The organism is Vibrio sp. AK197, from assembly GCF_053903115.1.
This window is the reverse complement of record NZ_CP096430.1, coordinates 292918-317448: the sequence shown is the minus strand read 5'-3', so window position 1 is coordinate 317448 and position 24531 is coordinate 292918. Positions and strand designations below refer to the sequence as shown.

Below are 24531 nucleotides of genomic sequence, written 5' to 3'. Positions count from 1 at the left end.
ATTCTCCTTTATTGCACCGCTTCGGCTTCTTTACGAAGTTTTTCTGGCAGCTTAAACTCTCCGCGACTGCGCGACAACTCTTTTACCGTCGGTGAATCTAACGGACCTTTAACTTGATAATTGACTTCAGTAAATACCTCCACCACGGGAGATATCACCGTCGTAATCGCAAGCACATACAGTGCGGTCGTCGGCGTAACGGCAAATGCGGTCAACACTGGAATTCCTGACGTAATATCCGGAACAAAGTTAACTTCTGCATCCACCGTACGTTTATTCAAATCCGCCAATCCTTTGATGGTCATTTCACCAGCCACCGCATCCATCTCGATATCGTTAGTGACAAAGACTCCTTCTTGAATTTCACCGCTCCCCGTAATCGAGTTAAACGCCATACCTTGGTCGAAAACATCGGAGAAATCGAGCTGCATCTTGCGAATGATGGAATCCAAACTGAACAGGCCAAGCAATCTTGCCGCCCCGCTGACATCCGAAATAACCCCTTTCCCGAGTTCGGTATTCACTTTGCCGGCGAGGGTATTAATTCGCATTGACCAAGGTGCGCCTTGCCAAGATAACGACGTTTTGAGTTCAAACGGCGCTTTCTGAACACCTGAGGCGATGCCAAAACGCTCCATCAGGTCGCTGTTATTATCCCCTTTGGCAAACAGATTAAACGCGGACTGATTTTTGTCTTTACCCAGTGCCCACATACCGTCGATATCAATTTTGTTGCTGCCACTGGCAAACGATAGGTTCTCTAAGCGTATTTGATTGAGTTCGCGGCGAACTCTCATGTCTGCGGTGCCTACTTTGTAGCCCTGCAGCCAAAAGTCATCCACTTTCACCGTCACGTTAGTCACGCCTTTGTAGATATCGCGTTCTAAGTCGGTGACCAACGGACGCTCAAGAGTCGGTGCCTCCAAAGGATGCTCATTTTTAGCATCGAGCCCCGGAACAAAGATGTGTAATTTACTTAAGTTAACAACGGTATTATTACGCGAAGGATCGTATTGCACTTCCCCTTTTGCTTCCTGGCTATCCAATTTGATGGTCCAGGTCTTATCTTTATTCCGCGCATTAAGATTGACATCATTCCAATCTATCCCTGCCGCTTTCAACTCTTTCACTTCAAGATCAAGTCGCTGCAGTTGTGGTTTTTGTATCTGTTTTACGTCGTCTTTTGCGCCTTGAGTCTGCTCAAGTTGCGCTGAGTGGGTTTTAAACCAGCCATCCCAAGTGTCCAGATCAAGTCGCTTCAGTCGTATTTGAGCGTGATGACCCACCATCGGGCTTATCTTAAAACTACCGCGACCTAACACCAGATTGGTGGCCTGCAATACCGGAATATCACCACTTAAATCCACATCGGTTTGAAACTTGGTGTTCGGTAATTGCAGACGCGCCGCCACTCGTTGCTGATTACCTGAAGCCTGAAGCGTGGCTTTACCTTTAACATTCATCGCTTTATTGAGCGGATAAGGGTAAGTACTAACTAACTGTCTCAAGTCGGCATTGGCGTTAATCTGATAGCTAAAACCAACGTCGTTAAGTTGAATATCCACACCCGCTCGCCAAGGCGCATGTCCGGATAATGGCTGAGTCCAAACCTCGCCGATATAGGGCGCTAACGGTTGGATATCCCAATCCCCCAACACATCGATGTTGACCGCATAACCTTGGGTGGCATTCTCGCCTTTAAAATCCACCGCCACGGGTTGATTTAATAACTGAGCAGAAATGCCTGCGGCATTGACCACATCATTATCGAACTCGATTTTTCCTGACACGGACTCTAAAGCCATCGGCGGTGCATCAATATCGACATGATTATCTTTTAATTCGGCATAGCCCCAGGCGCGAGGCTCATCCCCATTAAGTGGAATATCAAGCTGGAAAGACGCATCCACCTCCCCTTTGACTTTAACTGCGGTTAACGCAGCACCGACAGAATCAACTAACGGCGTTGCCATCATGTAATCACGTACCGCTTGCCCATCACCGCTGGCAATGGCTTCTAGCTGTAAATGACCATCTTCTGCTAACTGGGCAATTTGCCCCTTAATCCGTGATGCTTTAACTTCGTTGAGAATGGCGTGATCAGAGTCCAAGTACATAGCATCGTTTTGAAACAGCAAATCCATCTGCAAATCGGTGACCGCTGGCCAATTGGTATCAAAGCTAAACTGGCCATCTTTCAGGCCCACCCACGCTTGGAAAATGCCTGACTCATTTTTGTATGGAAAATCGCTTAAATTGCCATACCAAACCAATTTCGCCGTATCCACTTTCCCGGCTTGAATCGCGGTAGACAGGTAATCGGTCAAGGTTTGGCCAAGAGCTAATGTAGGTAAGTAACGCCAGGTTTCTCCAGCGTTATAGACATCCGCTTCGGCGTAAAAAGAGAGAAATGGGCTTTTGTCTTTTGGAAAGTCCAAACGAAACGCCCCTAAAACCTGTAAGTCTGGTGTGGCGGCCGTCACTTTATCCGCCCAAAGAGACCATCCCGACTTCTGCCGCTGCCAGACAATATCAACTTGTCCTTGCTTGATGTTCAGCGGAGCTTGAAAGACATCACCATAAGGTAAAATATCATCAATCAGCGAGAGGTGAATATCTGCTTTATCCGCATTGCCAGCGATAGAAGCACTTAAATGATGAAACTCAGGTAATAGCGACCATTGCGCCATTTGACCGTTTTCAAGCGTTGCGGAATAGCGAAGGGTTTCCAAGCCACTCGCCATAGAGACTCGAACATCTTCAAGCAAACCACCCAATTTAAGCTGCTCAAGAATATCGGTGGTCGCCTGCGAGTCGGGTAATAATTTTACCAGTGGGCTCACTGCGCTCAATTCGAGCTGCGAGGCATTTAAACGCCACTGTTGAGGTTGATAATCGAGAGCTAAGTCTAATTGAGGCCAAGGTGTATCATCAGTTCTAAGCTTGAGTGAATGACCACTCACCAGCCAACCCTCGCCTTTACGAGATAACTGAAACACACCAGATTCAATATTGAGTTGGTGCTGCTGTCCCTCTTGCCAAATCAGCTCCGAAGGTTTGAGATCGACATAAGCGTTGGTCGGCTGTGAATGCTTAAGGGTAATCCAACTGCGTAAGCCCACTTCCCCTTTTTCAATGCCGGTTTGATCTTTGAGGTACACCGTTAGCCATGGTGTGATACTCACTCGGTCAGCTGCAGCGTAAAATTCACCGGAGACATCAAGTAATGAGCCATGATCGACAAAATCGGCGCTGACGCTCAGCGAGTTAATATTGCTGTCAGCAATACTTACCAAGCCATCAGCAACATGGCGACGTCCATGGTTACGCCAATTCAGTTTTTCAATATTCAATTGACGAACACCGGTATCAACACTGGTGTAAATCACATTTGAGTCAATAAGCGAGAAGTTATCTAGCTGACGAAGGAAGAGATCATCAAGAATCTGCACCGCGTTACGTTTGGGCTTATCCTCTTGGTTCACTGGGTTTTGCTGCAAAGAGAAAAAATCGATAGAGCTGACATCAAGTCCCAATTGGTGAATGGTCAGTTCTGCAATCACAGGCTGTAATTGCATCGCTGACTGCACGAGGTCAAATTCGACATCCACTTTGTCCGCGGCAAATTTAACATGACTGCCTTTGGGCAGCTTAGCTTGAATGCCTTGCAACGAGATAGACGGATGGGTATTGCGCCAGAAACCACTGATGTTGTCGATCTGCATCTCTACACCTGTCACTTTCGTAACAAGAGTTTGAATTTCAGATTGAAAGTGGTTTAACTTAGGTAACGCAATACGTAGTGTGGTTACCGCAATGGCCAAGGTGACAAAAAAAATCACCAATAGCCAAAGCAAAAAGCGTGATATACGCGTAGCAGTCGAGCTCACCAAACAGCCTTACATCATAACGACATCGAATTGTTCTTGAATATACAAAGGTTCTACCTGAATACGAACTTGCTTGCCGATAAACACCTCAAGCTCTGCGAGTGCATGCGATTCATCACCTTGTAGCGTTTCAGCGACCGCTGGAGAAGCATAAACCACGAACTTATCCGAATCATAAGCACGATTAACACGAGTGATTTCACGCAGAATTTCAAAACACACCGTTTCTACGGTTTTGACACTGCCTCGCCCTTCACAAGTAGGACAAGTCGAACATAAAACATGTTCAATACTTTCTCGTGTCCGTTTGCGGGTCATCTCAACCAAACCTAGATGGGTAAAGCCGTTGATGTTGGTTTTTACTCGATCTTTATTCAGTGCCGCCTCTAATGACAGTAACACTCGCTTACGGTGGTCTTCTGATGTCATATCGATAAAATCGATAATAATGATACCACCGAGATTGCGCAGACGCAGTTGACGAGCAATAGCCTGAGTCGCCTCAATGTTGGTATTAAAAATCGTCTCTTCGAGATTACGACGACCGACAAACGCTCCAGTGTTGATATCAACCGTGGTCATTGCTTCTGTTTGGTCAATGATCAGATAGCCACCAGATTTGAGTTCGACTTTACGTTCTAGTGAACGTTGAATCTCATTTTCGGTGTCAAACATATCGAAAATCGGTTTATCACCTTCAAACAGCTCAAGCTTATCAGACAGCTCTGGCACGTATTCAGATGTAAATTCCAACAAATTTTCGAACTCAAGGCGAGAGTCGACAAGAATTTTTGTCAGTTCGGTTCCGACAAAATCACGCAAAATACGTTGGGATAGACCAAGCTCACCGTACAGTGTTGAGCGAGTTTTATATTTAGAACGGCGCTCCACCACTTTCGACCACAAACGCTTTAAGAACGCCGCATCTTGAGACAACTCTTTCTCATCTGCGCCTTCCGCCGCAGTACGAATGATAAAACCACCGTTTTCATCGCAATAGTCGGCAACGACTTTTTTCAATCGCTCGCGTTCACACTCGCTTTCAATACGCTGAGAGACACCAACATGGCTGGCACCAGGCATAAAGACCAGATAACGAGAGGGAAGTGTAATGTCTGTGGTTAAACGTGCGCCCTTGGTGCCGAGTGGGTCTTTCACCACTTGCACCACGATGTCTTGCCCTTGACGAACCAGCTCAGAAATATCACGAACTTGAAACTGCTGTTTTTCGTTTTCGGCAACACATTCAGTATGGGGAACGATATCGGAGGCATGAAGAAAGGCGGCTTTATCTAAGCCAATATCAACAAACGCCGCCTGCATGCCTGGCAGCACACGGCTCACTTTGCCTTTATAGATATTGCCAACAATGCCACGCTTTGCTTCACGTTCGATATGTACTTCTTGGAGTGAACCTCCTTCAATCATGGCCACTCGAGTTTCACTCGGGGTCACGTTGATTAACAACTCTGCACTCATGAGCACACCTCAAAGTAAATTATAAAAATTCGTGCAAGAGCTGGTCAGTTTCAAATAGCGGTAATCCTACAACAGCGTAATAACTGCCTTCGATGCGAGTTACAAATCGCCCACCCAATCCTTGGATAGCATAACTGCCAGCTTTATCGCATGGTTCTCCAGACTGCCAATATTGTTCTATTTCTGCTTGGTCTAGAGCTTTAAACCATACATCCGTTGTCACAACAACAGACTTGTGTTTGGTTTGTGTGGCGACAGTCACGGCTGTCATCACTTGATGCGATGTACCAGATAATCTGAGTAACATACGCTTGGCATCCGTTAGATCTTGAGGCTTTTCCAAAACGTCACTACCCGCGACGACAATGGTATCCGAACCAATCACCACTGCATTCGGTGGGGCTAATTGCACACCAGCAAATGCTTTGTCTTGCGAAAGGCGTTCTACATACTGCACCGGACTTTCTTCGGCGGTTTGACACTCTTCAACATCCGGTTTGACGACCTCAAACTGGTAGCCAAGTTGATGAAGAAGCTCTTTGCGTCTGGGAGACCCAGACGCGAGGATCAGTGTTGGTGATTCCATATTATTTAATATGCCAATGGCGTCTGATACGACGCAGCAATAAAAACATCCATGGCCAAAGTATACAGTTTATTAGCCCACTCCACAGTGATAGCGGATTAAATGCAACGTCTTGGATCAAATATTCACCAAAGAAAATCAATACATCCAGCAACATAGAGAGCAAACCGATTAAAATCGCCTGCTGCCAAAGCGCCATGTTACGCATCACTAAGAAATTAAGTGCGACTAAATACACGACGATAGACATCATCATACCGCGAATGCCCAGCGTTGAGCCAAGTAATAAGTCCCACATTAAACCAAGGACTAAAGCACTGCCAACATTCACGCGATGAGGGAGCGCCAAGACCCAATAACAGACGACGAGTAATAGCCAAGACGGTCTGAGTAAGTCGAGAACACCTGGCCACGGAATGGTCTGTAAGGTCAGCGCAACAAGAAAGGTTACGATGATGACAAAGCGGCCTTGAAAAAACTTATTGGTCACTGCTGATTTCCTCTGTCATCTGTTCCGGCATCGCCGATTGAACACGATCTTGACGCACATCATTTGGCCAGATGAGTAGCAAATAACGAAGTCGCTCAAAATCGACCACAGGATCGGCTTCAATCAAAGCAAATTCGCGGCGTGAGTCTCGCTCAACCAGTGAGACTTTCGCGACCGGATACCCTTCTGGATAGACACCACCGAGCCCTGAAGTAACAAGCACATCACCTTCCTGAACATCGGTACTGATTGGAATATGCTCAAGTTGAATACGGTCAATTTGACCGTTACCGGAAGCAATAACTCGAATGTCATTGCGTAGCAGTTGTACCGGAATCGCACTGTTAGCGTCAGTAAGCAGTAGCACACGGCTATTATGAGCCGACACGAAAGTGACTTGACCGACAATACCTCGTTCATTGGCCACAGGTTGCCCAGCATAAACGCCATCAGTGCGGCCTTTATCAATCACCACTTGGTGACGATATGGTGAGGTGTCGACGGCCATCACCTCAGTGACGACTTTGCGTTCATCGCGCACGAAACTAGACCCCAGCAGCTTTCTCAAGCGCTGGTTTTCTTCTTTATACTGATCGAGCAGGCTGATATCGCTCTTCAGTCTGAGGACTTCACGTTTAAAGCTGTGATTTTCATCCATCAAGCGCTGACGTGTATTGAACTGCTCATAAAAGTCGTCGAACATGCTACGTGGCAAATCTGCAACGTACTGAATTGGCGCGACCACACTGTTCAATATATAGCGTACTTGAGTAAACGCACCTAAACGACTATCAGCCAGCATAAGGCTGGCTGATAGAATGACGGCGAATAACAGACGTATCTGAAGTGAAGGTCCTCGGCCAAAAATCGGCTTCATTGATTGAGTTCCTGCTTATCGAGAGTTGACCCCATTCGGCGTCAAAGTCTTATTATTCTTCACTGAAAAGATCGCCACCATGCATATCGATCATCTCTAGTGCTTTACCGCCACCACGAGCCACGCAGGTCAATGGATCTTCGGCGATAACCACAGGAATACCGGTCTCTTCAGTCAGTAAACGATCAAGGTCTTTAAGTAGCGCACCGCCACCCGTCAATACCATGCCGTTTTCAGAGATATCTGATGCCAGTTCTGGCGGACACTGCTCTAGCGCTACCATCACTGCTGATACGATACCTGTTAGAGGCTCTTGCAAGGCTTCAAGAATTTCATTTGAGTTAAGACTAAAGCTGCGTGGTACACCTTCAGCCAAGTTACGACCACGAACTTCAATTTCTTGCACTTCATCGCCTGGGTAAGCAGAACCAATTTCGTGCTTGATTTTCTCGGCGGTTGCTTCACCGATTAAGCTGCCGTAATTACGGCGCACATAATTGATGATCGCTTCGTCAAAGCGGTCACCACCAATACGAACAGATGAAGAGTAAACCACACCATTGAGTGAGATAACCGCAACTTCGGTGGTACCACCACCGATATCAACCACCATGGAACCAGTAGGTTCTGATACACGAAGCCCAGCACCAATTGCCGCCGCCATTGGCTCGTCAATCAGATACACTTCACGCGCACCGGCACCTAGAGCCGATTCACGAATTGCGCGGCGCTCAACTTGAGTTGATCCACAAGGTACACAGACCAGTACACGAGGGCTAGGCTTAAGTACACTATTGTCATGCACTTGCTTGATGAAATGTTGCAGCATCTTTTCGGTGACATAAAAGTCTGCAATCACACCATCTTTCATCGGACGGATAGCAGAAATATTTCCCGGAGTACGACCCAGCATTTGTTTAGCAGCGTGACCAACAGCCGCGACGCTTTTGCCTGCGCGAGCTCGGTCTTGGCGAATCGCAACAACGGAAGGTTCGTCAAGAACAATACCTTGTCCTTTAACGTAAATAAGAGTGTTGGCAGTACCTAAATCGATAGATAGGTCATTAGAAAAAATGCCACGAAGTTTTTTGAACATACTCTTCGCTCGTCCTGAAAGAATTAGAAGAAAGAAAATTGCTCTAAATTTACCAATGCCTTGCCATTACAGCAAGGCAATGAAGTGGAAAGATGGGCTGAAACCCGCAATTTCTAACAGATTCCTAACTAAAACCCCAAAATATCCAAAATTTACTGCCCAGTCATTCCTCGCTCACCACGAAAAATGACTTTATCGTTGCCTCGATATAGACCAAAAGTCACAACAGCGGAGGGATCTTGTTCATCAGTTTGAGCTTGTGCCCAATCATAACGAAGCCAAGGTAAAACATTGGTTGAGGCAACGCAGTCACCATCCGTTTGAGGAAGACCTAAACGCAGCCAAAAGCGAACTTGTTGTTTCCCCACAACCGTTTGTTGTGCAAGCAATGACGAGAAAGAGCCACTCGACACGCGCCCGCTGCCAGACAAGTATGCCCCACTCCCGCCCTCAGACCAAATGAGTTGTGAACAAAAGTGCTCACCATTGAATGAAGTGGAATCATCATCAACGTTTTTCTCAAACTGTTGGCCATTCCAATACTCAACACTTAAAGGAACCTGAATTTGTTGATCTTCCAGCCCTCCGACACTTTCAAGCCGAGCTCGTCCGAAACGGATATCGGGCTGAATGAGAAACTGATTGTCATTGCCGGCAAAATTCACCGGGTCTTGGTTGTCATTACCATCTCCGGGAATGAGATCGCCCGTAAGCTGCAAATCGGTGATCAATGATTCAGCCAACATATTGAACGGGCCGTCAGGAGTAAAATCAGAAAGTTTTGTCCAACATAAGCCATCTAAACAATCATCACTTCCGGGTTGGGTAAATGCGCCAATCGAACGCCCATCAATCTGTTGCCAAGCCCCTGCCATTCGCGGCGCGCTAAAACGGTCATCATAATTGGGCTCTGTGATATCAAACTGAGCCTGTAAACCCGGATTAAACAACGGGTAATTTTGGACTGGTTCAAACTGCGCATTAAGCGCTTCGACTTGATAACCAACAGATTCAAACGGTTGGTTCATATAGATAAAAGATTGCGTTCCCGGGTAACCCCACTCATTACTCAACACTCGAAACTGAGCAGGGTAGAAACGACCTAAGGTCTGTGACGTTTCTATTCCTTGCAAAATATTGGAATAGAAACTGCCTGTTTCGGTAACGTGAAAATCAATACTTCCGACATCATCGTAACGCAGTTGGTTAAATAGATAGCCCTGATTCACCACATCTGCGGCGCCAATCACTTGGCTCAAACCACGACTGGAAGACAAAGCGCCTAGCACACCAGACTCAGGGGTATCGAGAGAATAACTGGCATCAATGCTGGCATCAGAATAGAAGTAATTTTGGGTGACCAAATCGAGGTTGCAGCGATTGTCACTTTGAGTCGTAAAACGGATCGGCCTTGCGATCAGGTCGAAGCCTTCACCAGCCGCAACCATACCAAGCCCTGACTCACTGGTCCCCTGTTGCAAATTGTCACCACAGATTGCAAACGTCCATGGGCGAGAATACAAAGTGAAACTACCTTGTAGCACGCCACTTCCATCGACAGGACAACTGGCAAATTCAGAGCAATCATAACGGCTATCTTGCAGCGTGACCGTAAATTGCCCAGCTTCACTGTGGGTTAACGACGCCGTAGAACGCCCTTGGTTAAATTGAGGTTGATAACTTAATACCCCTTCAATTCCCCCGTCCGCTGAACTCGGGTAATCGACGCGCTGGGTAACTTGCGGTGAGCCAGCATAATTGCTTGCCACCACTTGTCCACCATCCACATCACACGCCAGTACTTGAGCGTCAATGGTGGTCTCTTGGCCTGCAATGATTTGCTGATCGTCCACAGCAAACTTAAATGGAACATAGCGAAATGTGCTGACATCCGCTTGATTATTATCGACGGCCATTGTGACTTTCAATGAGTAACTTTGGTTTAAAGCCACTAGGGCTGGGTTGTCACTCACGACTTGCAAACGCAAACGCCCTTCACTGTTAGAGGTAAAAACACTCCCAGAACCGGAGCCCACGCCGTCCGCCACCACCAGTGTCACCCCCGAAGCCGCGTTACCACTCGAATCAAACACGTCGACATTCACTTGAGTTGAAAATCCTAACGCGTTGTTGGTCGTTCTGACTAAGAACTCAGGGCGTTCATCGCCGCACATCAAGCTAATATCCGTATTCGGCGACATAGTGATTGCATAGTTATTATTAAACAGCGCGCAACTTTGTGGCGCGTAAGCGGAAATTTGACTGTCGTGTCCACCTAATCTTACCCGTGTTGCGGTTATTGCACCGCGCCAATTAAAGCGGTCTGCGTAACTCACGATGCCATTGACACCAAAAAGATTATCCGGGTCAACATACCAATGTGCTCGGCCGGAAACATCATTGTTATAGATGGTGACCCCTGAATTCGTACCATGACCAATTAAAACCAAATTGTCGGCATTTCCTTCACTGTTTATTTTTACTCGGTCACCATTAATTAATAAGTTTTTATAATGAAGCACCACCTGACCGGTGACGTTAAGCTTGGCATCGTTGGTTGAGAAATTAAGCGTATTTATCCAATACTCTCCTGCTGAAAGCGTCACCGTACTGCCATTAGAGCCAATCGTAATGGTGCGATAAGCCCCAGGAGAAAGCGTTTCCGTACAACTGTTGGTGCAAAAAACATCTTTCGAACTTGGGATAAACGTGGCCAGTTGCGGCGGAAAGTTAGCGTAACTCAAAAATGGATTATATAGGCAGCCAGAAACCGAGCTTGAACTGCCGTACACACAACCACTTTGCCCAAAGGGGTTAGTCGCCACGGATGAGAAAGAAATCGGTGAATACGTTGGCAAATAGAGTTTATTGCGATCGCCGCCAATCACTAAGTCAGTGAAAAATGGCACACCTAACACGTAACGGTTACTTTGAATCGGATCGGGAAAATACTCGCAAAGGTTAAGCGACTCAGCTTCAGGAAATTCGATCTCTTCAGAACACGCTAAGTTCTGCACATTAATCCCAGAGACCTCTATCGCTGCCGACAAATCGGTAACATCAGCCTCAACGGCATCAATTTCAACCCAACTGCCATTGCGCTCAAGATAATAGGTCAACACACCTCGCTTTCCGCGAATGTGTTCATACTGAAGTAAGATATTGTAGTTAAATAGAGGCAGAGTTTGCCTATCATGGATTGCAGCACGTCGAATTAGACGATCGTTAGTCCAAGCAACAGCAAACCCATCTTGATTGCGCTTGGTGAGATATACGGTTTCTTGAAGTAACGCAGGACGCAAGCTAAAGCTTACCGAGAAGTCTTGGCTAGTTTCAATGCTGGAACACTGAGAAGGAAAAAAAGCCGCGCTGGCCAATGATGACCACAAGGTCAGTAATACTCCACAAAAAAACGGCGACCATTTCATCTATTCCACCTCTCTAACCCAAACTTGCTGGCGTCGTTCTACTAAGTTAATCCCACTACCGCACTGTACTCGCGCCTCAACACGATAAAACTTTAACGCGTCAGGTACCTCACTGGCTGAGGCACTGCATGTCACTTCGACTTCACGGCAGCTCGCCGTTTCTAGCGTGTCTGGCGTGGGTGCAAGGTTTTGACAATGAGCGGCCAAATCAAAAGGCTGGTCATTTTCTCTCAGTGGATAAAGCTGAGTCAGCGCCCACTCATTGGCCGAGTGAGCAATCAGCCAAGCTTGTGCGCCCAGCACGCTACGCGTCTGAGCATCGTTATCTGACCACTGTATTCTGGCCAAACCACTAGCCAAAAACCCTATCACGACCAGTACAAAGATGACCACGATGTACAGGTTACCTTTTTGCTTACGTAAACTAGGGGACATTAAGCACCTGTATATCTTGCTGGTAATGGTTGTTCTCACCATTCTGAGTGAGATCAAGATCAATATGAATCAAACTACCGCGGCGAAGATCCGTTTGATCGTAACGAAACTCGGCTTGCGTCACGATATTGTCCGAAATGGCGACCGCTTGCCCGTTATCAACCCTTTGTAAATGGGATGGTTTCACTGTACTTGGCAAACAATAAGCGACGCGATGACTAAACAGATACATACGCTTAGCCACAGATTCACTGACTAATGCTTGTTGACCATCTGTGACGGTAAACACCGCGCCAGATATGCTGGTATTACTGGAGGTCAGTTCAATCGCATTGTCGATATCCGCCATTCGCGCTGGGTTAATAATCAGCTTTTTGCCTACATCGACGATCTGTTCATTCGTATAGTCATCACCAATAACAAATTGCAGATCGGCACCGGAAACAGTGTAAAAACCTGAATGGTCGATAGGATAAAAGTTTAGACAAGTTTCATAGCCTGCGGGAGAATCAGTAGAAACCAGATTCGGAATGCTATGACGTACCTCACGGCTCATCTTTTCAAGTAAGAATTTGGCTTGAGTTTGTAAGCGTCCTCGTTCAACAGAATCAACGTAACCTGTGGTGCCGAGTTCAATAAAACCTGCGATGCCAAGGATCAGTATCGAGCTAACAACAATCGTTGCCACCATTTCGACTAATGTAAAACCGCGTGGAACACCTAATTTCATCAGTAGTTCCCTCGCCAAGCCTGCAATTCAACTGGTGACTGATTCGGAATGGTTATCGAGAGTTCGATTTTTTTCATGGTCTGTGGAGCAAAACCGTCAGAGTTGTCATTGCTCACAGCGATATCAAGGCGAAAATTACGGTAGGTCTCACCGCTGGTGTCGTCCGCTAAAATATTAAGATCACCGCACTGCGCACTGCCAGTCGGCACCCAACAGCCAATGTAATCATCAACATCATTAAATTGTTGTGGAGCGCTTTCGCCATCCGGCCCTAACGGCGTTGAACACAAGGTGTTATCATCGCCGCAACGCCAATTACCGCCGTTAAAATCACTGTTATCCGCAAAGCCCCGCGACAACATTTTAGACATCACGCTTTGTCCAAGCTCTAAAGCGCGAATTTGGTAGTAAGGGTCAGCAGAACGTAAGACTTGAGGTAATAAAAACGACGCTATCGTGACCATCGCGATGCCCATAATCACCATCGCTACGACGCTCTCAACTAACGTAAATCCACGCACTTTGGGGCACTTCATAGGCAGACTCCACCAACATAGCCTTGTGGATTAACACACACGCTGGCACGACTGTCCAACCCTTGAATCGAAATGGTGAAACCATTGCCAGCACTGCCTTGAGGATTGCCAAACAAATCAAAATCCACTTCGGTTAGCACAGGGGTCGTTGAAAAGTTTAGGTTGGACAAAGCGACCGCATCGCTGCGTTGACTTAAGTCAGTCAATGAGCATGCTTGAGCGCTGCCAATACAGTGAGGCTGAATGACCAAGCGACTGCGCAGACATTGTTGACGCTGGGCTGACGACGCGGGCGCACTGTCACGGCAATAGGAACTTAATTCATTGATATTATTTTGCATCCGCGTGAGTTGCACTTGACGAATAACAGAAATAATTTGCTCTTTAGCAACCGGTGCTGAGACGCTATCGACACCAAAAAAACGGCTTGCGGCATAAACCGACACAATGCCGATCAAAATGATCACAACAATCAATTCAACTAAGGTGAAACCGGAATCAACAGTGCGGCGCATGGTTCTCTAGCTTGATAGGATGTATATCTAACCATAGATGAAAATGGTAAGAAGGAAGTTAAAAAAGGCCAGCGTTGCTGGCCTTATTACTCAATTAGCAACCGGTAGTCACAACCACAATTGCTGGTTCACCGTTTTGAGCTGCTTCTTGGTAATTAACATGACATCCAGCAGTACTGCGACCATCAAATGTATAGGAAATAGAATCGTTCGCCTGGCCTGCGCTTACAATTTCATCCCAATCACTATCGATACCAGCAACAGCATTGCCAATACCGTCAGAGGTTGCAGCAGGAAAACCATAAACTGTAGAAATAGTTGTTGTTCCATTAGTAACAGTTGCAGAAGATGCCGTTTCATCACCACTGATCGCTGCTTTACCATAGACAATACCTGCAGCGCCTTGCATTGCCCCTTTTAAACCTTGCAGTGACGCTTTACGCGCATCGCCTTGTAAGTCCAAGAAACGCGGCGCGGCCGTCACAGCCAAGATACCCAAAATAACAATCACCACTACTAATTCGATTAGAGTGAAACCGCCTTGTCTTTTCATAACATTTTCTCTCATAGGTATTATGTACTTACAAAACTATTGCAACGTCACCATGACTCGCCCAGTCCGAGCGTCATACACAAATTGGTGCTCTGAGCCGCCTTCTTGCTGAATATAAGTGCAAGTGGCATTTGTCCCGTCGGCTTGCGCTGAATACTTAATATTTGAATTGCTGTTTGCGTCATCAACCGACCCAACTTGCGGTGGATTCTGGAGTAAATTCTCCATTAAGTCGATACAGTCATCGGCTGTTATTTCTGTAGGAAAACTGGAATTACCAGTGTTGATTGCTAACGGATAGCCATCACGATAACCGGTACTCGCCCCAGAACTGGTTCGCGAGCGAGTTAGCCAAAAGTTTACCCCGTCATAATTGACGCTGTTGTACGACTCACTATCGACCGAAATTGAAGGTCTTGACTCTGCTTCCCATTGAGCACGAGCAGATAACACACCTGTCGAAAACCCACCAGCCACGCCTTCGACGCTGGCTTTTTTGGCTTCGTTTGTAATATCTAAAAACCGAGGTAGGGCTGCAACCGCCAATAGACCAACGATAACGATGACCACCACCAGCTCGACAAGAGTAAAACCCACTTGTTTATGAGGCATAAATAAACACCAACACTCAACGAATTAATTATACGCAAAATAGTATTTACTACTATAGGACATATAATTACAAATAAAACAAAGCGAAAAGTTTATACGCAAATTAAATTTATAGACTTTACATTAAATAGAAAAGCATTAATTGTCGTTAATGCGCTTTGTTTTTAATTTAAACGAAAATATTGGTTGTTAGATCACTTTGCTGATGTAAAAGTGAACCTTAAACACAAAAGAGATAAGCGGGACAGCCTCTTTAGATAAGAGGCATTGAGATAAGAAGAAAATGCACCAACGCAGGAAACCGGCAATACTCTTGTCGCCGAAAGGAAGAAATTATCCGCCTTTAATCGCATCAAGCATGCCCCACATAGGTAGAAAAATACCCAGTGCTAACATCAGCACCATACCCGCTACAAAGACCAATAAAATAGGCTCGATACGCGCGGTGAGGGTTTTGAGATCATAATCAACTTCGCGATCATAAAAATCAGCGACTTCCAGTAGCAACTGATCAATTTGCCCAGTTTCTTCACCCACCGAAATCATCTGTAGCACTAAGGGCGTAAAGATTCCGGTATTGGTAGCGGTGGTAGAAACCGTCGAACCGGCTTCAATCGCCGACTTCATCTCCTGAAGACGGTTTTCTAAATACTGATTATCCAGCGCCTCTGCAGACAGCGATAATGACTGGTTAAGAGGAACACCTGCGGTCAGCATCAGCGAAAAAGTTCGAGAAAAGCGCGCCAACTGAGCCCGATTGACGATAGAGCCAACAATCGGCATTCTCAGCCGCGCTTTATCCCAACGTTCTCGACCGTTAGCGGTTTTCAGCCAAGCCCGAAAAGCAAACCAAGAGCCAACTAACAGCGCCACAATAAAGGCCCAGTAGTTAACAAAAAAATCAGAGGTTGCGATTAGAATTCGCGTTGGCAGCGGTAAATCCACTCCGAAACGTTGGAACATATTAGCAAACTGCGGAATGACCTTGAGATTTAATACCGCAACAGCGATAGCAACAAAGCTAATCACAAAGCTGGGATAACGCATGGCGGTTTTAATGCGCTTACGTGTTTCAACTTCTTGCTGATAATAGTTAGCGAGTTGAAGCAAAGCTTGGTCCAGCCGGCCTGTATTTTCACCGACATTAACCATCGAAACAAATAACGAGCTGAATACATTCGAGTGCATTTGCAGCGAACTCGACAGACTACGGCCGTTGGCCAATTCTTGGCTAACGTCTTCTAAGGCCGCTTTTAAGGTTTTATGGTCGCTGTTTTGACTCAGACCTTTAATCGCCCTTAAGAGAGGGACCCCCGCCTTGGTCAAGCTATAAAGCTGACGACAAAAGATCACAAGCACTTCCAGTGGTACGGAAGGCGTCAATAAGGCTTTAAGATCGAAGCTGCTTTGAGTGCGGACCTTACCTTCGCTGAGCGAAGTAGGAATCACACCTTTACTCATTAGCGATTCTGCAGCCAAATCCTGTGTCGCCGCTTCGACTTGCCCTGAGACTTGCGCGCCTTGCGCATTACGACCTTGGTATCGAAATATCGCCATGAAAACCTACAAATAAATCGCTTCACTATGGCCTGAGCTATCACCCTCACCCAGAACCATCACTTCATCCAAACTGGTGGTGCCACTGAGCGCCAGCTCCATTGCGGAGACAATCAGAGGCTTATACTCGTTCGATAGACGTGCTTGGCGAGAAAATGCCACGGCATCGTTAACTCTTAGAGCATCCATCATCGGCTGATCCAACTCCAACATTTCAAACACACCAATTCGACCACTATATCCTGTCAAATTACAGCTTTGGCAGCCGCGCCCACGAACAAATGTTGCATGCTGCTGATTGGGGAAACGTTGAGTCAGCCATTGTTGACGTGCGGTATCGAGAGTGTCTTCGGTTTTACAGTCATTACAGACTTGACGCACTAGTCGCTGAGCAACAACGGCTCGCACTGCACTCGCCACTAGGTAGCCCGGTGCGCCCATATCAATCATTCGAAGCGCGCTATCGACCGCATCGTTGGTGTGTAAGGTACTCAGAACCAAGTGACCCGTTAATGCAGCTCGCAGACCAATTTCCACCGTTTCCTGATCGCGCATCTCACCAATCAAGATAATATCTGGATCTTGACGCAGAAAGGTTCTCAGAACCGTTGAGAAATCCAACGCAATCTTACTATTTATCTGAACTTGGCTCACTCGAGGTAAACGATACTCTACCGGATCTTCTGCGGTAATGATTTTCTTTCCTGGTTGGTTAAGTTCACTTAACGCCCCGTATAAGGTGGTGGTTTTACCGGAGCCGGTTGGCCCAGTCACCAAAATCAGGCCATGTGGCCGACGAAGCTGGCGACGAAAACGCTCGAGCAAATGATGAGGCAAACCTGATTCTTCAAGTTTACGCACGCCCGATGACTGGTTGAGCAAACGCATGACCACAGCTTCACCATACTGTACAGGCAACGTCGAAATACGAATATCAACAGATTGGCCTTTGACTCGAATATTAAAACGGCCATCTTGCGGCAAACGTTTTTCTGAAATATCCAAATTGGCCATCAGTTTAAGGCGCAGTACTAAGGCTGGGGCAATATTCACTTCATTGAGTAACGTTTCATGAAGCACACCATCAATACGCTGACGAAGACGCAGGACATTGATGTCAGGCTCAATATGAATATCCGATGCCCCGACTTGAATGGCGTCTTCAAACAGCGAATTAATAAGCTTAACCACCGTCACTTCGTCGCTGTCTGTTGCATCAGTGATATTGAAATCAAACGCATCAGTGACCTGGTGTTCAGCTTGTAACTGCTCGGCGAACGACGCAATTTCTTTGGTACGACGATAATAACGGTCAAAACCATCGACCAATTGCTTCTCTGGCGCAATCACAAATTCGATCGCATATTGCGGTAACTGACTCAGCAGCGCTTCTTGAGCGAACAAGTCCGCGGGATCACTCATTGCCACACGCAAAATATCGCCATTTTGGCCAATGACCAGAGCACGCAAACGTCGGGCATGTACCTCCGGTAACAGCTGTACCGCATCAATATCAACCTGAGCGCGGCTTAAATCGATTAAAGGAACATCAAGCTGCTGCGATAGGAACGTCAGCATCTGTTGTTCTGAAAGGAATCCAAGCTCAATTAAAGTTGCACCGAGTTTCGTCCCGGTAGTGGCTTGAGCACTTAAGGCTTGTTCTACTTGAGATTCAGTGATGATCCCTTCTTCAACTAATAGGTCGCCAAGCCGTTTACGTAATTTAATTTGCACCAGAAGACTCCCCTTGCTGCGTCAATAATGCGAGACGTTGACGAATAAACTGCTGTGATTGGCTAGAAAGTCCCAACTTTTGCAAAGCGTATTGATAAGAAATAAGCGCCTGTTGTGGCTTTAATCCTCGCTCCTGCTGAATACCTAACCCCATCCACCAGCGACCGTTATCTGGTGCAATCTCCACCAGTTTTTGATAACTCTGCTCGGCGATTTCATCTTGATTCACTTTTTGCGCCAAAGCGGCTCGTAGCGATAAATACTGAGTACTCGCTTGATCAGGCAAATACAAAAGCGGCGTTAGCGCCGCTTGCTGTTGGCTTTCTTTGATCAATAACTTAGACAGCGCTATACGCAACGCTTGACTATTCACATTGCGCTCAATGCCTCGTTGCAATAAATCGGCGGACTTACGAGTTTCCCCTTTACCGTAATAGAGCGCAGATAATGTCTGACGAACTTTCTCATCACTTGGCATATAACGCAGCGCATCTTCATACTGGCTAATGGCTTCACTTAGGTTGTTGCTATCAAGGGCTTTTTGCGCACGTTGCTCAGCATTCGTCGCCAACTGTCGTGGCGTCATGTCAACTTGTTCAATATGCACGCTGCCTGGTTGACTCACTTGAGGCGAAACAGTCGGTGCCTCTGCCGCCGGCGGTGAATTCTGGGTGACGGTTTTTATTTTTGGTGTGACTTGAGGCTTTGAATCCACTTTTGCCGTTAACTGGGGTTGAGAACGCTTAATCTCTTGTTCCTGACTGTGTAACGTCGTTGATGATGTAAGTGGAAACACTGCGCCACTGGTGGTCAGCATTTTGCTGGTAGGCGACAATAGGGTTGAACGCGCCTTCTCAGGGGCCGATGAAGCAATCGCCTCACTGCCAACGATCATCGCTTCGCTTGGCGCTTGAAGCGTTAAGCTCCATCCTCCTACCGCCATGCTCAATGTAAAGCCGGCAATCAACCAAGGTAGAACCCGGCGCTGCTTCACTTCAGGTAACGACGCTCGCTGTAACGTTTTTGGGCTCTTTCCGGTCTCGGAAGCCAATTCACTCAATGCTTGATTTATCTTACTCATGGATGACTCCACCCCCATAACAGTGGGCGTTTAAATCTCGGCTTATAGGTGTCTAGGGTGTCATGAATGGCCTCGAACAGACGCTCACTGCCAACTCTCGATTGCTGAGCGCTGTAGGTCATCAGCAAGGCTTTATGGCACACCTGATTGATCAAGCGCGGAATGCCACCGCTGGCTCGCCAAACTGCGCGCTTATGATTCAAGCTGAAAATGCGCTCGTCCCCACCCGACTGCATCAAGCGGCTATCAATATACGCCACCGTTTCTTGCAAAGTGAGCGGACGCAACTGAGCGCGAAATGAAATCCGCTGCCTAAACTGCCGTAAGTGATGCTGCGCTAAACGCTGATCTAACTCCGGCTGCCCAAACAAGACAATATGCATTAATTTATCTTGCGCAGTTTCTAAATTACCAAACAAGCGCAAAGCTTCAATCGCACTGTCGGGTAACGCTTGAGCTTCATCAACTAACACCACAACTTGCTTCTGTTGTCGATGGAGCGCAACTAAACGTTGCTGAATGTCATCAACGATAGAGATTGTATCACTGTCAACAATCGCCAGCTCTTTGGCGATCGCTTGACGCAATTCTTGGTCAGACAAACATGGATTTGGCAAATAAACCAGCTGAGTTTGCTCAGAAAATAGTGACATCAACATTCGGCACACCATGGTTTTTCCAGTACCAACCTCACCCGTGACGGTCACAACACCTTCCCCCATCGCCAGCGCACTATTGACGGTTTGAATCGCCTCATAGTGAGGCGCTAACCCTAAAAACAGTTCGGTATTTGGGGTCAGGTGAAAAGGATATTGGCAAAAACCAAAGTGCGTCAGATACATAACAAATTACGGTTGCTGCTCGGGGAACCAATCTTGCAGTAGAGAGCGCGAACGTTCCAATTCCTTTTGCCATGTATCAACACCGACGACACTTGGTTTCAACAAAATAACCAATTCGGTTTTTTCGGTCACATTGCTCTTACTACGAAACAGATGCCCGAGAACGGGAACATCACCTAAAAACGGCACTTTTGTCGCCTGTTCAACCACGCTCGACTTCATCAAGCCTCCAATCACCACAACATCACCATCTCGAGCACGAATCACAGAGTCTGACTCACGGATCGAACTTTGCGCGAGGGGTAATGTAATCGATGAATCGTTATAACCAATCTCTTTGATTTGCTCAGCCACGTCTATCACCGCTGGATGAACGTGCAGCAAGACATTTCCGGAATCATCAATTTGCGGCGTCACATCTAACGAAATACCGGAAAAGAATGGCGTCAGTTCGATCTCTGGGGAGGGCTCTGAGTTATCCCCACTGCCAACCACACTGGAAAAATCGGTGACATAATATTCATCAGTACCGACTTTGATCACTGCTTTTTGATTGTTTGAGGCCGTCACACGTGGACTCGACAGCACATTCACGTCACCTTGAGTCGACATAAACGACAGCACGGCATCAAAACTGCCGCTGGAAATCACTAAGTTCGTTTGACCACCAAGTAGATTACCAATCGCATCCAAACCCGCTAATGCTGAGGTCACAATGTTTCCATCAGTATCACGTACCACCGAGCCTTGGCCTAAGCTGTAATTGGTTCCATTGGACGAAAAGGCTTTTGACCAGTTAATACCTTGCTGGTAACCATCGTTCAATGTCACTTCCATAATCTTGGCTTCTAAAATGACTTGGCGATGCAACCGTTGTTGAGAAACCCCAAGGAAACGTCTTACCTCGCGAATCTCATTGGGATAAGCCCTTACCGTGATCACACTCGCTTGCGGTGAAACGACAACACTTTGCCCTTTTCCACTACCAATTAATTGCGAAACAGCCAGTTGCAATTGAGGCCAAAAATCACTTTCACTAGTGGTTTCGATTTCAGTCCCCCCTTTTTCGGAGTTGGAGCCGCTATCACTGTCATTGGAGTTTGAAGAGTTATTGGTGTTTGACGATGAACTTGTATTGCTGTTATCGGTATTGGTAATGGTGCCAGTGGTAATTGAAGTCAATGAGCGACCACGACGCTTTAGCTGCAGATAGTCAACGGGCAGAGTCACGGTTCGTAATCCAGCGGGAAAAACCTGAATGACTTTGCCGTTCTTTTCAATCTCGTAGCCATACATATCGCCCACGACATTCAGCACTTCATCCAGAGACACATCACTGAGATTGACCGTAATTCGCCCGGTGACCTCTGGGTGAATTGCAGTACTAAATTCAGTACCTTTGACTAAACTGGCAAAGAACGCTTTCGCATCCACATCATTCGCCTGAATACGAAAACGCTTCATGGCTTGCAACGTCACACTGTCATGGCTATTTAAATCGGGCATTAAGTCAGCTTCAACCGAGGCTGGCAGTTGCTGAAGGTTATGACTGCTTGATTCGTTGATCGCCTGATTCAAGGCTTGCTTGGTTTCAACCGGATCACGGTGCCCCATTGAACAACCAACCAGAGATGAGATAACGAGAACGATGACCGCCTGACGCATTATCAATACCTTATTGTTTTATATCTAAAGAGAATAATTCAAGATGCCAAGATTTTCCGTTACGCGTCAGCGTGACAAAATCCGGGGTTATGCTTTGAACTCGGTAACCATTGATTCTCGCCCCTTGATTGACGACCTGCTGGTTAATCACCGCTTGGCATGACGAATTGCATGTAATGCTTTGTAATGTGGGCAGTTTAGCAACGACCGCCTGGCTGCGGGATGATGTTGCACTTGGCGCACTCCAAGACAGCGGCGCCGTTGGATCCTTGGACGCGGCTTGTAGCGTCGGCGCCAGTAACACCATGAAAAATACCAATCCCGAGATAAATTTAGCCACCGATAAACTCCTCACTCGTCCCTAATGTATAGACGTGAAGTACGACGGTTGCAGTCGGATAACTCGCCACTTGGTACTCGAAACTTTGCCAATAATATTTCGCTTCAAAAGTCTCCAGCGTGCTTAAATACCGCTGAATAGCAAAGTAATTCCCACTGATTTCAAGCCGCATAGGATGTAAATAATATCCTGTATTGCTTTGAGATTGCTGGCCGATAATCGGTTTCGCAGGCAGAGACTCCAGTGAAATCAAGCTCAATTCTTGACTGCTGGTCAGTACATCTTCCAGCAAATGTGCCATCGCTTCCGGCGTGATGAAATTCTTGACCACATTGGCGGAACGCTCACTCAGCGCAAGGCTTTGCTTGGTCAGTGCTTTAAGCTGTTTATCAACATCGATATCTGGGTCACGCCTGAGCTTAGCGCTCATCACCATGTTGTTACTTTCAAGAGCTTGGATCGCCAGTTGGCGTTGAGAAATCTCATTTGCCAACCTCTTGTTGGTTTGATAACTCGGGTCGAGTAATACGGTTAGCAGACCAAAAATAATCGCAACAAAACCGCACAACATCACCAGGCCTTTCTCACGGTCAGTGAATTCGGAATAGCGAGCGTTGATCAATTGTAAATAGCGTTCCACTAGTTACTCTCCCGCTTAGTATTCAGCTCAAACGTAATCACTTGCTGATCGTTTCGACCGATCGTGAGCTTATCAAAAGCTCGCCCGACCAAATTAAGCTCCTGTTTGAATTGCTTGATCCAACTCGGAACGGCTTGAGGCGTTTTGGCTAAGCCTTTTAAATCAAAATATTGCCCCTCAACTTTAATATAGTTTAAAGCAATGTCTGTACGGTTTATGTTGGCCAGCGCGCTCATGACGCCAGAGAAACCGGCGTGATCTTGAAGCTCATAATTTTGTAGAGAATTCAGCGCCGATTTTTGCGCTTCGATTTCGGCTTTGATGCGTTCCACTGCGGCTAATTTGTCAGCGGAGGGTTTGTGTTGCGCGAGCTGCAGTTTTAATTGCTTTGACTGGTCATCAAGCGTTTGTTGTTGGGAACTTAACGCAGCGGCCTGGCGCTTAAGGCCTTGCTGTTCAAACACCAACCATCCCCAAGCCGCAAATAATGACAGTGCGACAATGCCCCAACCCGCGAGCACTGTCTTCAGCCCTAAATGCTCTTTTTTCGGCTTTAGGGACTCGAGATATAAGTCGATATGCGTCGGCTTACCTTGGCTGGCAGCCACGGCAAGAATATGGCCACACAGCTCTTGGTGACTCGAAAGTGGTGAAACATTCACATTGAGTCGCTGAGTCAACTCATTCGCCAGTAAAGCTGAATCTTCACCGTCACAACACACCTTCATTTGGTGGATATGGGTGCCTTTAAGTTGCGAGGAGAGGTAATCCACCGAACGTTGAAGCTCTAAGGCAATGCTGTCCAGTTGTAAACTACTGGTTGCCCCGCCAACTAACGGTGACGTGACACCGCGAATGGTACGCTGAAACACACATGAGCCAGACACCAACGCGCTCACTTTATATTGGCTTTGCTTACTCTTCTGCAGTAGCAAAAATGAGTTCGGTACATCATCAACAAGTGGCCAAACATCATCTTCTATCAGAACTTTTCCAAGCTGAATGTGCATCTCAGCCAATTTTATGGCGAGTTGAACAATCAGTGGCTTATTGACCACATAACATTGAATGCGATTACCGTAGGGCAGCGGAAAGGCTTGAGCGACAATATCGCTCACTTTTTCTGAGGTTAAGTCCTTTAATAAAAAAGGCAGAGCACTTTCCCATTCGGTTTCAGGAATATTCGGGCGCTCAATCTGGTAGGTTTGGTAAAAACTCGAATGCAAAACGACATCGAGCACCGATTCTTTAACATCAGCGGATTGTAACGTCTCAACCAACACGTCTTGCCACGGGCTGGACAACTCAACGTATTGCGGCAATTGCGCAAGATGTTTACCAGCAAAATACAACCCATCAGGCTGCACAATAACCACAACTTTCTTATGGTAAGATGCTGTTTTGCTGAATTTAGATAACAAGCTTTGAATATTCATACCTTTGTA

Annotated in this window: 21 protein-coding genes; all 21 read right to left on the bottom strand. The window is 46.7% G+C overall.

Translation table 11 applies throughout. From position 1 onward, the window contains the following. Nucleotides 1–8: 8 nt before the first annotated feature. The gene (locus M1D72_RS08635; RefSeq protein WP_456296619.1) at nt 9–3890 is read right to left on the bottom strand and encodes a YhdP family protein; all 3882 of its coding nucleotides are present in this window, start codon (nt 3888–3890) and stop codon (nt 9–11) included. Between the two features lie 9 nt (nt 3891–3899). Further along, entirely contained in the window at nt 3900–5369 is a 1470-nt protein-coding gene (rng, locus tag M1D72_RS08630; protein WP_456296618.1) for a ribonuclease G, read from the bottom strand. A gap of 19 nt (nt 5370–5388) precedes the next feature. After that, nucleotides 5389–5955: a Maf family protein gene (locus M1D72_RS08625; protein ID WP_390196227.1), complete on the bottom strand. Its 567-nt coding sequence runs from the start codon at nt 5953–5955 to the stop codon at nt 5389–5391. Between the two features lies 1 nt (nt 5956). Further along, the gene (mreD, locus tag M1D72_RS08620) at nt 5957–6445 is read right to left on the bottom strand and encodes a rod shape-determining protein MreD (RefSeq protein WP_390196230.1); all 489 of its coding nucleotides are present in this window, start codon (nt 6443–6445) and stop codon (nt 5957–5959) included. Then, on the bottom strand, nt 6435–7322 hold the full coding sequence (gene mreC / locus M1D72_RS08615; protein WP_390196233.1) for a rod shape-determining protein MreC: 888 nt from the start codon (nt 7320–7322) through the stop codon (nt 6435–6437). The genes mreD and mreC overlap by 11 nt, the downstream gene beginning before the upstream one ends. 52 nt (nt 7323–7374) lie before the next feature. Continuing rightward, nucleotides 7375–8418: a rod shape-determining protein gene (locus M1D72_RS08610; RefSeq protein ID WP_093274359.1), complete on the bottom strand. Its 1044-nt coding sequence runs from the start codon at nt 8416–8418 to the stop codon at nt 7375–7377. Between the two features lie 152 nt (nt 8419–8570). Beyond that, on the bottom strand, nt 8571–11846 hold the full coding sequence (locus M1D72_RS08605; protein WP_456296617.1) for a DUF6701 domain-containing protein: 3276 nt from the start codon (nt 11844–11846) through the stop codon (nt 8571–8573). Continuing rightward, nucleotides 11847–12281, bottom strand: coding sequence for an MSHA biogenesis protein MshP (locus M1D72_RS08600; protein WP_456296616.1), 435 nt, complete (start codon nt 12279–12281; stop codon nt 11847–11849). Continuing rightward, nucleotides 12271–13011, bottom strand: a complete 741-nt coding sequence (locus M1D72_RS08595) for a PilW family protein (protein WP_456296615.1) — start codon at nt 13009–13011, stop codon at nt 12271–12273. The genes M1D72_RS08600 and M1D72_RS08595 overlap by 11 nt, the downstream gene beginning before the upstream one ends. After that, the gene (locus M1D72_RS08590; protein ID WP_456296614.1) at nt 13011–13547 is read right to left on the bottom strand and encodes a type IV pilus modification PilV family protein; all 537 of its coding nucleotides are present in this window, start codon (nt 13545–13547) and stop codon (nt 13011–13013) included. Before M1D72_RS08590 ends, M1D72_RS08595 begins: the two co-directional genes overlap by 1 nt. Continuing rightward, entirely contained in the window at nt 13544–14062 is a 519-nt protein-coding gene (locus M1D72_RS08585) for a prepilin-type N-terminal cleavage/methylation domain-containing protein (RefSeq protein ID WP_456296613.1), read from the bottom strand. Before M1D72_RS08585 ends, M1D72_RS08590 begins: the two co-directional genes overlap by 4 nt. Nucleotides 14063–14156: 94 nt before the next feature. Continuing rightward, a complete protein-coding gene (locus tag M1D72_RS08580; RefSeq protein ID WP_456296612.1) occupies nt 14157–14615 on the bottom strand; it encodes a type II secretion system protein in 459 nt (152 codons plus the stop codon). A 36-nt stretch (nt 14616–14651) separates the two neighbouring features. Then, nucleotides 14652–15227, bottom strand: a complete 576-nt coding sequence (locus M1D72_RS08575) for a prepilin-type N-terminal cleavage/methylation domain-containing protein (protein WP_456296611.1) — start codon at nt 15225–15227, stop codon at nt 14652–14654. 333 nt (nt 15228–15560) lie between these two features. Then, nucleotides 15561–16784 carry a type II secretion system F family protein gene (locus M1D72_RS08570; protein WP_456296610.1) on the bottom strand — a complete coding sequence of 408 codons (1224 nt, stop codon included), beginning with the start codon at nt 16782–16784 and terminating at the stop codon, nt 15561–15563. Nucleotides 16785–16790: 6 nt separating this feature from the next. Beyond that, on the bottom strand, nt 16791–18518 hold the full coding sequence (locus tag M1D72_RS08565) for a GspE/PulE family protein (RefSeq protein WP_456296609.1): 1728 nt from the start codon (nt 18516–18518) through the stop codon (nt 16791–16793). Next, nucleotides 18508–19599 (bottom strand): tetratricopeptide repeat protein, encoded by a 1092-nt coding sequence (locus tag M1D72_RS08560; RefSeq protein WP_456296608.1) that lies wholly within the window; start codon nt 19597–19599, stop codon nt 18508–18510. Before M1D72_RS08560 ends, M1D72_RS08565 begins: the two co-directional genes overlap by 11 nt. Next, complete coding sequence (locus M1D72_RS08555; protein ID WP_456296607.1) at nt 19596–20441, bottom strand: ExeA family protein; 846 nt, start codon at nt 20439–20441, stop codon at nt 19596–19598. Before M1D72_RS08555 ends, M1D72_RS08560 begins: the two co-directional genes overlap by 4 nt. A 6-nt stretch (nt 20442–20447) precedes the next feature. Next, nucleotides 20448–22106: a pilus (MSHA type) biogenesis protein MshL gene (gene mshL, locus M1D72_RS08550; RefSeq protein WP_456296606.1), complete on the bottom strand. Its 1659-nt coding sequence runs from the start codon at nt 22104–22106 to the stop codon at nt 20448–20450. A gap of 10 nt (nt 22107–22116) precedes the next feature. Continuing rightward, nucleotides 22117–22446: an MSHA biogenesis protein MshK gene (locus M1D72_RS08545; RefSeq protein WP_456296605.1), complete on the bottom strand. Its 330-nt coding sequence runs from the start codon at nt 22444–22446 to the stop codon at nt 22117–22119. Continuing rightward, the gene (locus M1D72_RS08540) at nt 22439–23086 is read right to left on the bottom strand and encodes an MSHA biogenesis protein MshJ (RefSeq protein WP_456296604.1); all 648 of its coding nucleotides are present in this window, start codon (nt 23084–23086) and stop codon (nt 22439–22441) included. Before M1D72_RS08540 ends, M1D72_RS08545 begins: the two co-directional genes overlap by 8 nt. Further along, nucleotides 23086–24522: an MSHA biogenesis protein MshI gene (locus tag M1D72_RS08535; protein ID WP_456296603.1), complete on the bottom strand. Its 1437-nt coding sequence runs from the start codon at nt 24520–24522 to the stop codon at nt 23086–23088. Before M1D72_RS08535 ends, M1D72_RS08540 begins: the two co-directional genes overlap by 1 nt. Between the last annotated feature and the right edge of the window lie 9 nt (nt 24523–24531).

What these genes read in the sequence shown, in the direction of transcription:
- M1D72_RS08595 (WP_456296615.1), bottom strand. Translation starts at nt 13,011, where the DNA reads ATGAAATTAGGTGTTCCACGCGGTTTTACATTAGTCGAAATGGTGGCA.
- M1D72_RS08625 (WP_390196227.1), bottom strand. Translation starts at nt 5,955, where the DNA reads ATGGAATCACCAACACTGATCCTCGCGTCTGGGTCTCCCAGACGCAAA.
- M1D72_RS08590 (WP_456296614.1), bottom strand. Translation starts at nt 13,547, where the DNA reads ATGAAGTGCCCCAAAGTGCGTGGATTTACGTTAGTTGAGAGCGTCGTA.
- M1D72_RS08535 (WP_456296603.1), bottom strand. Translation starts at nt 24,522, where the DNA reads ATGAATATTCAAAGCTTGTTATCTAAATTCAGCAAAACAGCATCTTAC.
- M1D72_RS08610 (WP_093274359.1), bottom strand. Translation starts at nt 8,418, where the DNA reads ATGTTCAAAAAACTTCGTGGCATTTTTTCTAATGACCTATCTATCGAT.
- M1D72_RS08605 (WP_456296617.1), bottom strand. Translation starts at nt 11,846, where the DNA reads ATGAAATGGTCGCCGTTTTTTTGTGGAGTATTACTGACCTTGTGGTCA.
- mshL (WP_456296606.1), bottom strand. Translation starts at nt 22,106, where the DNA reads ATGCGTCAGGCGGTCATCGTTCTCGTTATCTCATCTCTGGTTGGTTGT.
- rng (WP_456296618.1), bottom strand. Translation starts at nt 5,369, where the DNA reads ATGAGTGCAGAGTTGTTAATCAACGTGACCCCGAGTGAAACTCGAGTG.
- mreC (WP_390196233.1), bottom strand. Translation starts at nt 7,322, where the DNA reads ATGAAGCCGATTTTTGGCCGAGGACCTTCACTTCAGATACGTCTGTTA.
- M1D72_RS08600 (WP_456296616.1), bottom strand. Translation starts at nt 12,281, where the DNA reads ATGTCCCCTAGTTTACGTAAGCAAAAAGGTAACCTGTACATCGTGGTC.
- M1D72_RS08560 (WP_456296608.1), bottom strand. Translation starts at nt 19,599, where the DNA reads ATGAGTAAGATAAATCAAGCATTGAGTGAATTGGCTTCCGAGACCGGA.
- M1D72_RS08570 (WP_456296610.1), bottom strand. Translation starts at nt 16,784, where the DNA reads ATGGCGATATTTCGATACCAAGGTCGTAATGCGCAAGGCGCGCAAGTC.
- M1D72_RS08580 (WP_456296612.1), bottom strand. Translation starts at nt 14,615, where the DNA reads ATGAAAAGACAAGGCGGTTTCACTCTAATCGAATTAGTAGTGGTGATT.
- M1D72_RS08575 (WP_456296611.1), bottom strand. Translation starts at nt 15,227, where the DNA reads ATGCCTCATAAACAAGTGGGTTTTACTCTTGTCGAGCTGGTGGTGGTC.
- M1D72_RS08555 (WP_456296607.1), bottom strand. Translation starts at nt 20,441, where the DNA reads ATGTATCTGACGCACTTTGGTTTTTGCCAATATCCTTTTCACCTGACC.
- M1D72_RS08585 (WP_456296613.1), bottom strand. Translation starts at nt 14,062, where the DNA reads ATGCGCCGCACTGTTGATTCCGGTTTCACCTTAGTTGAATTGATTGTT.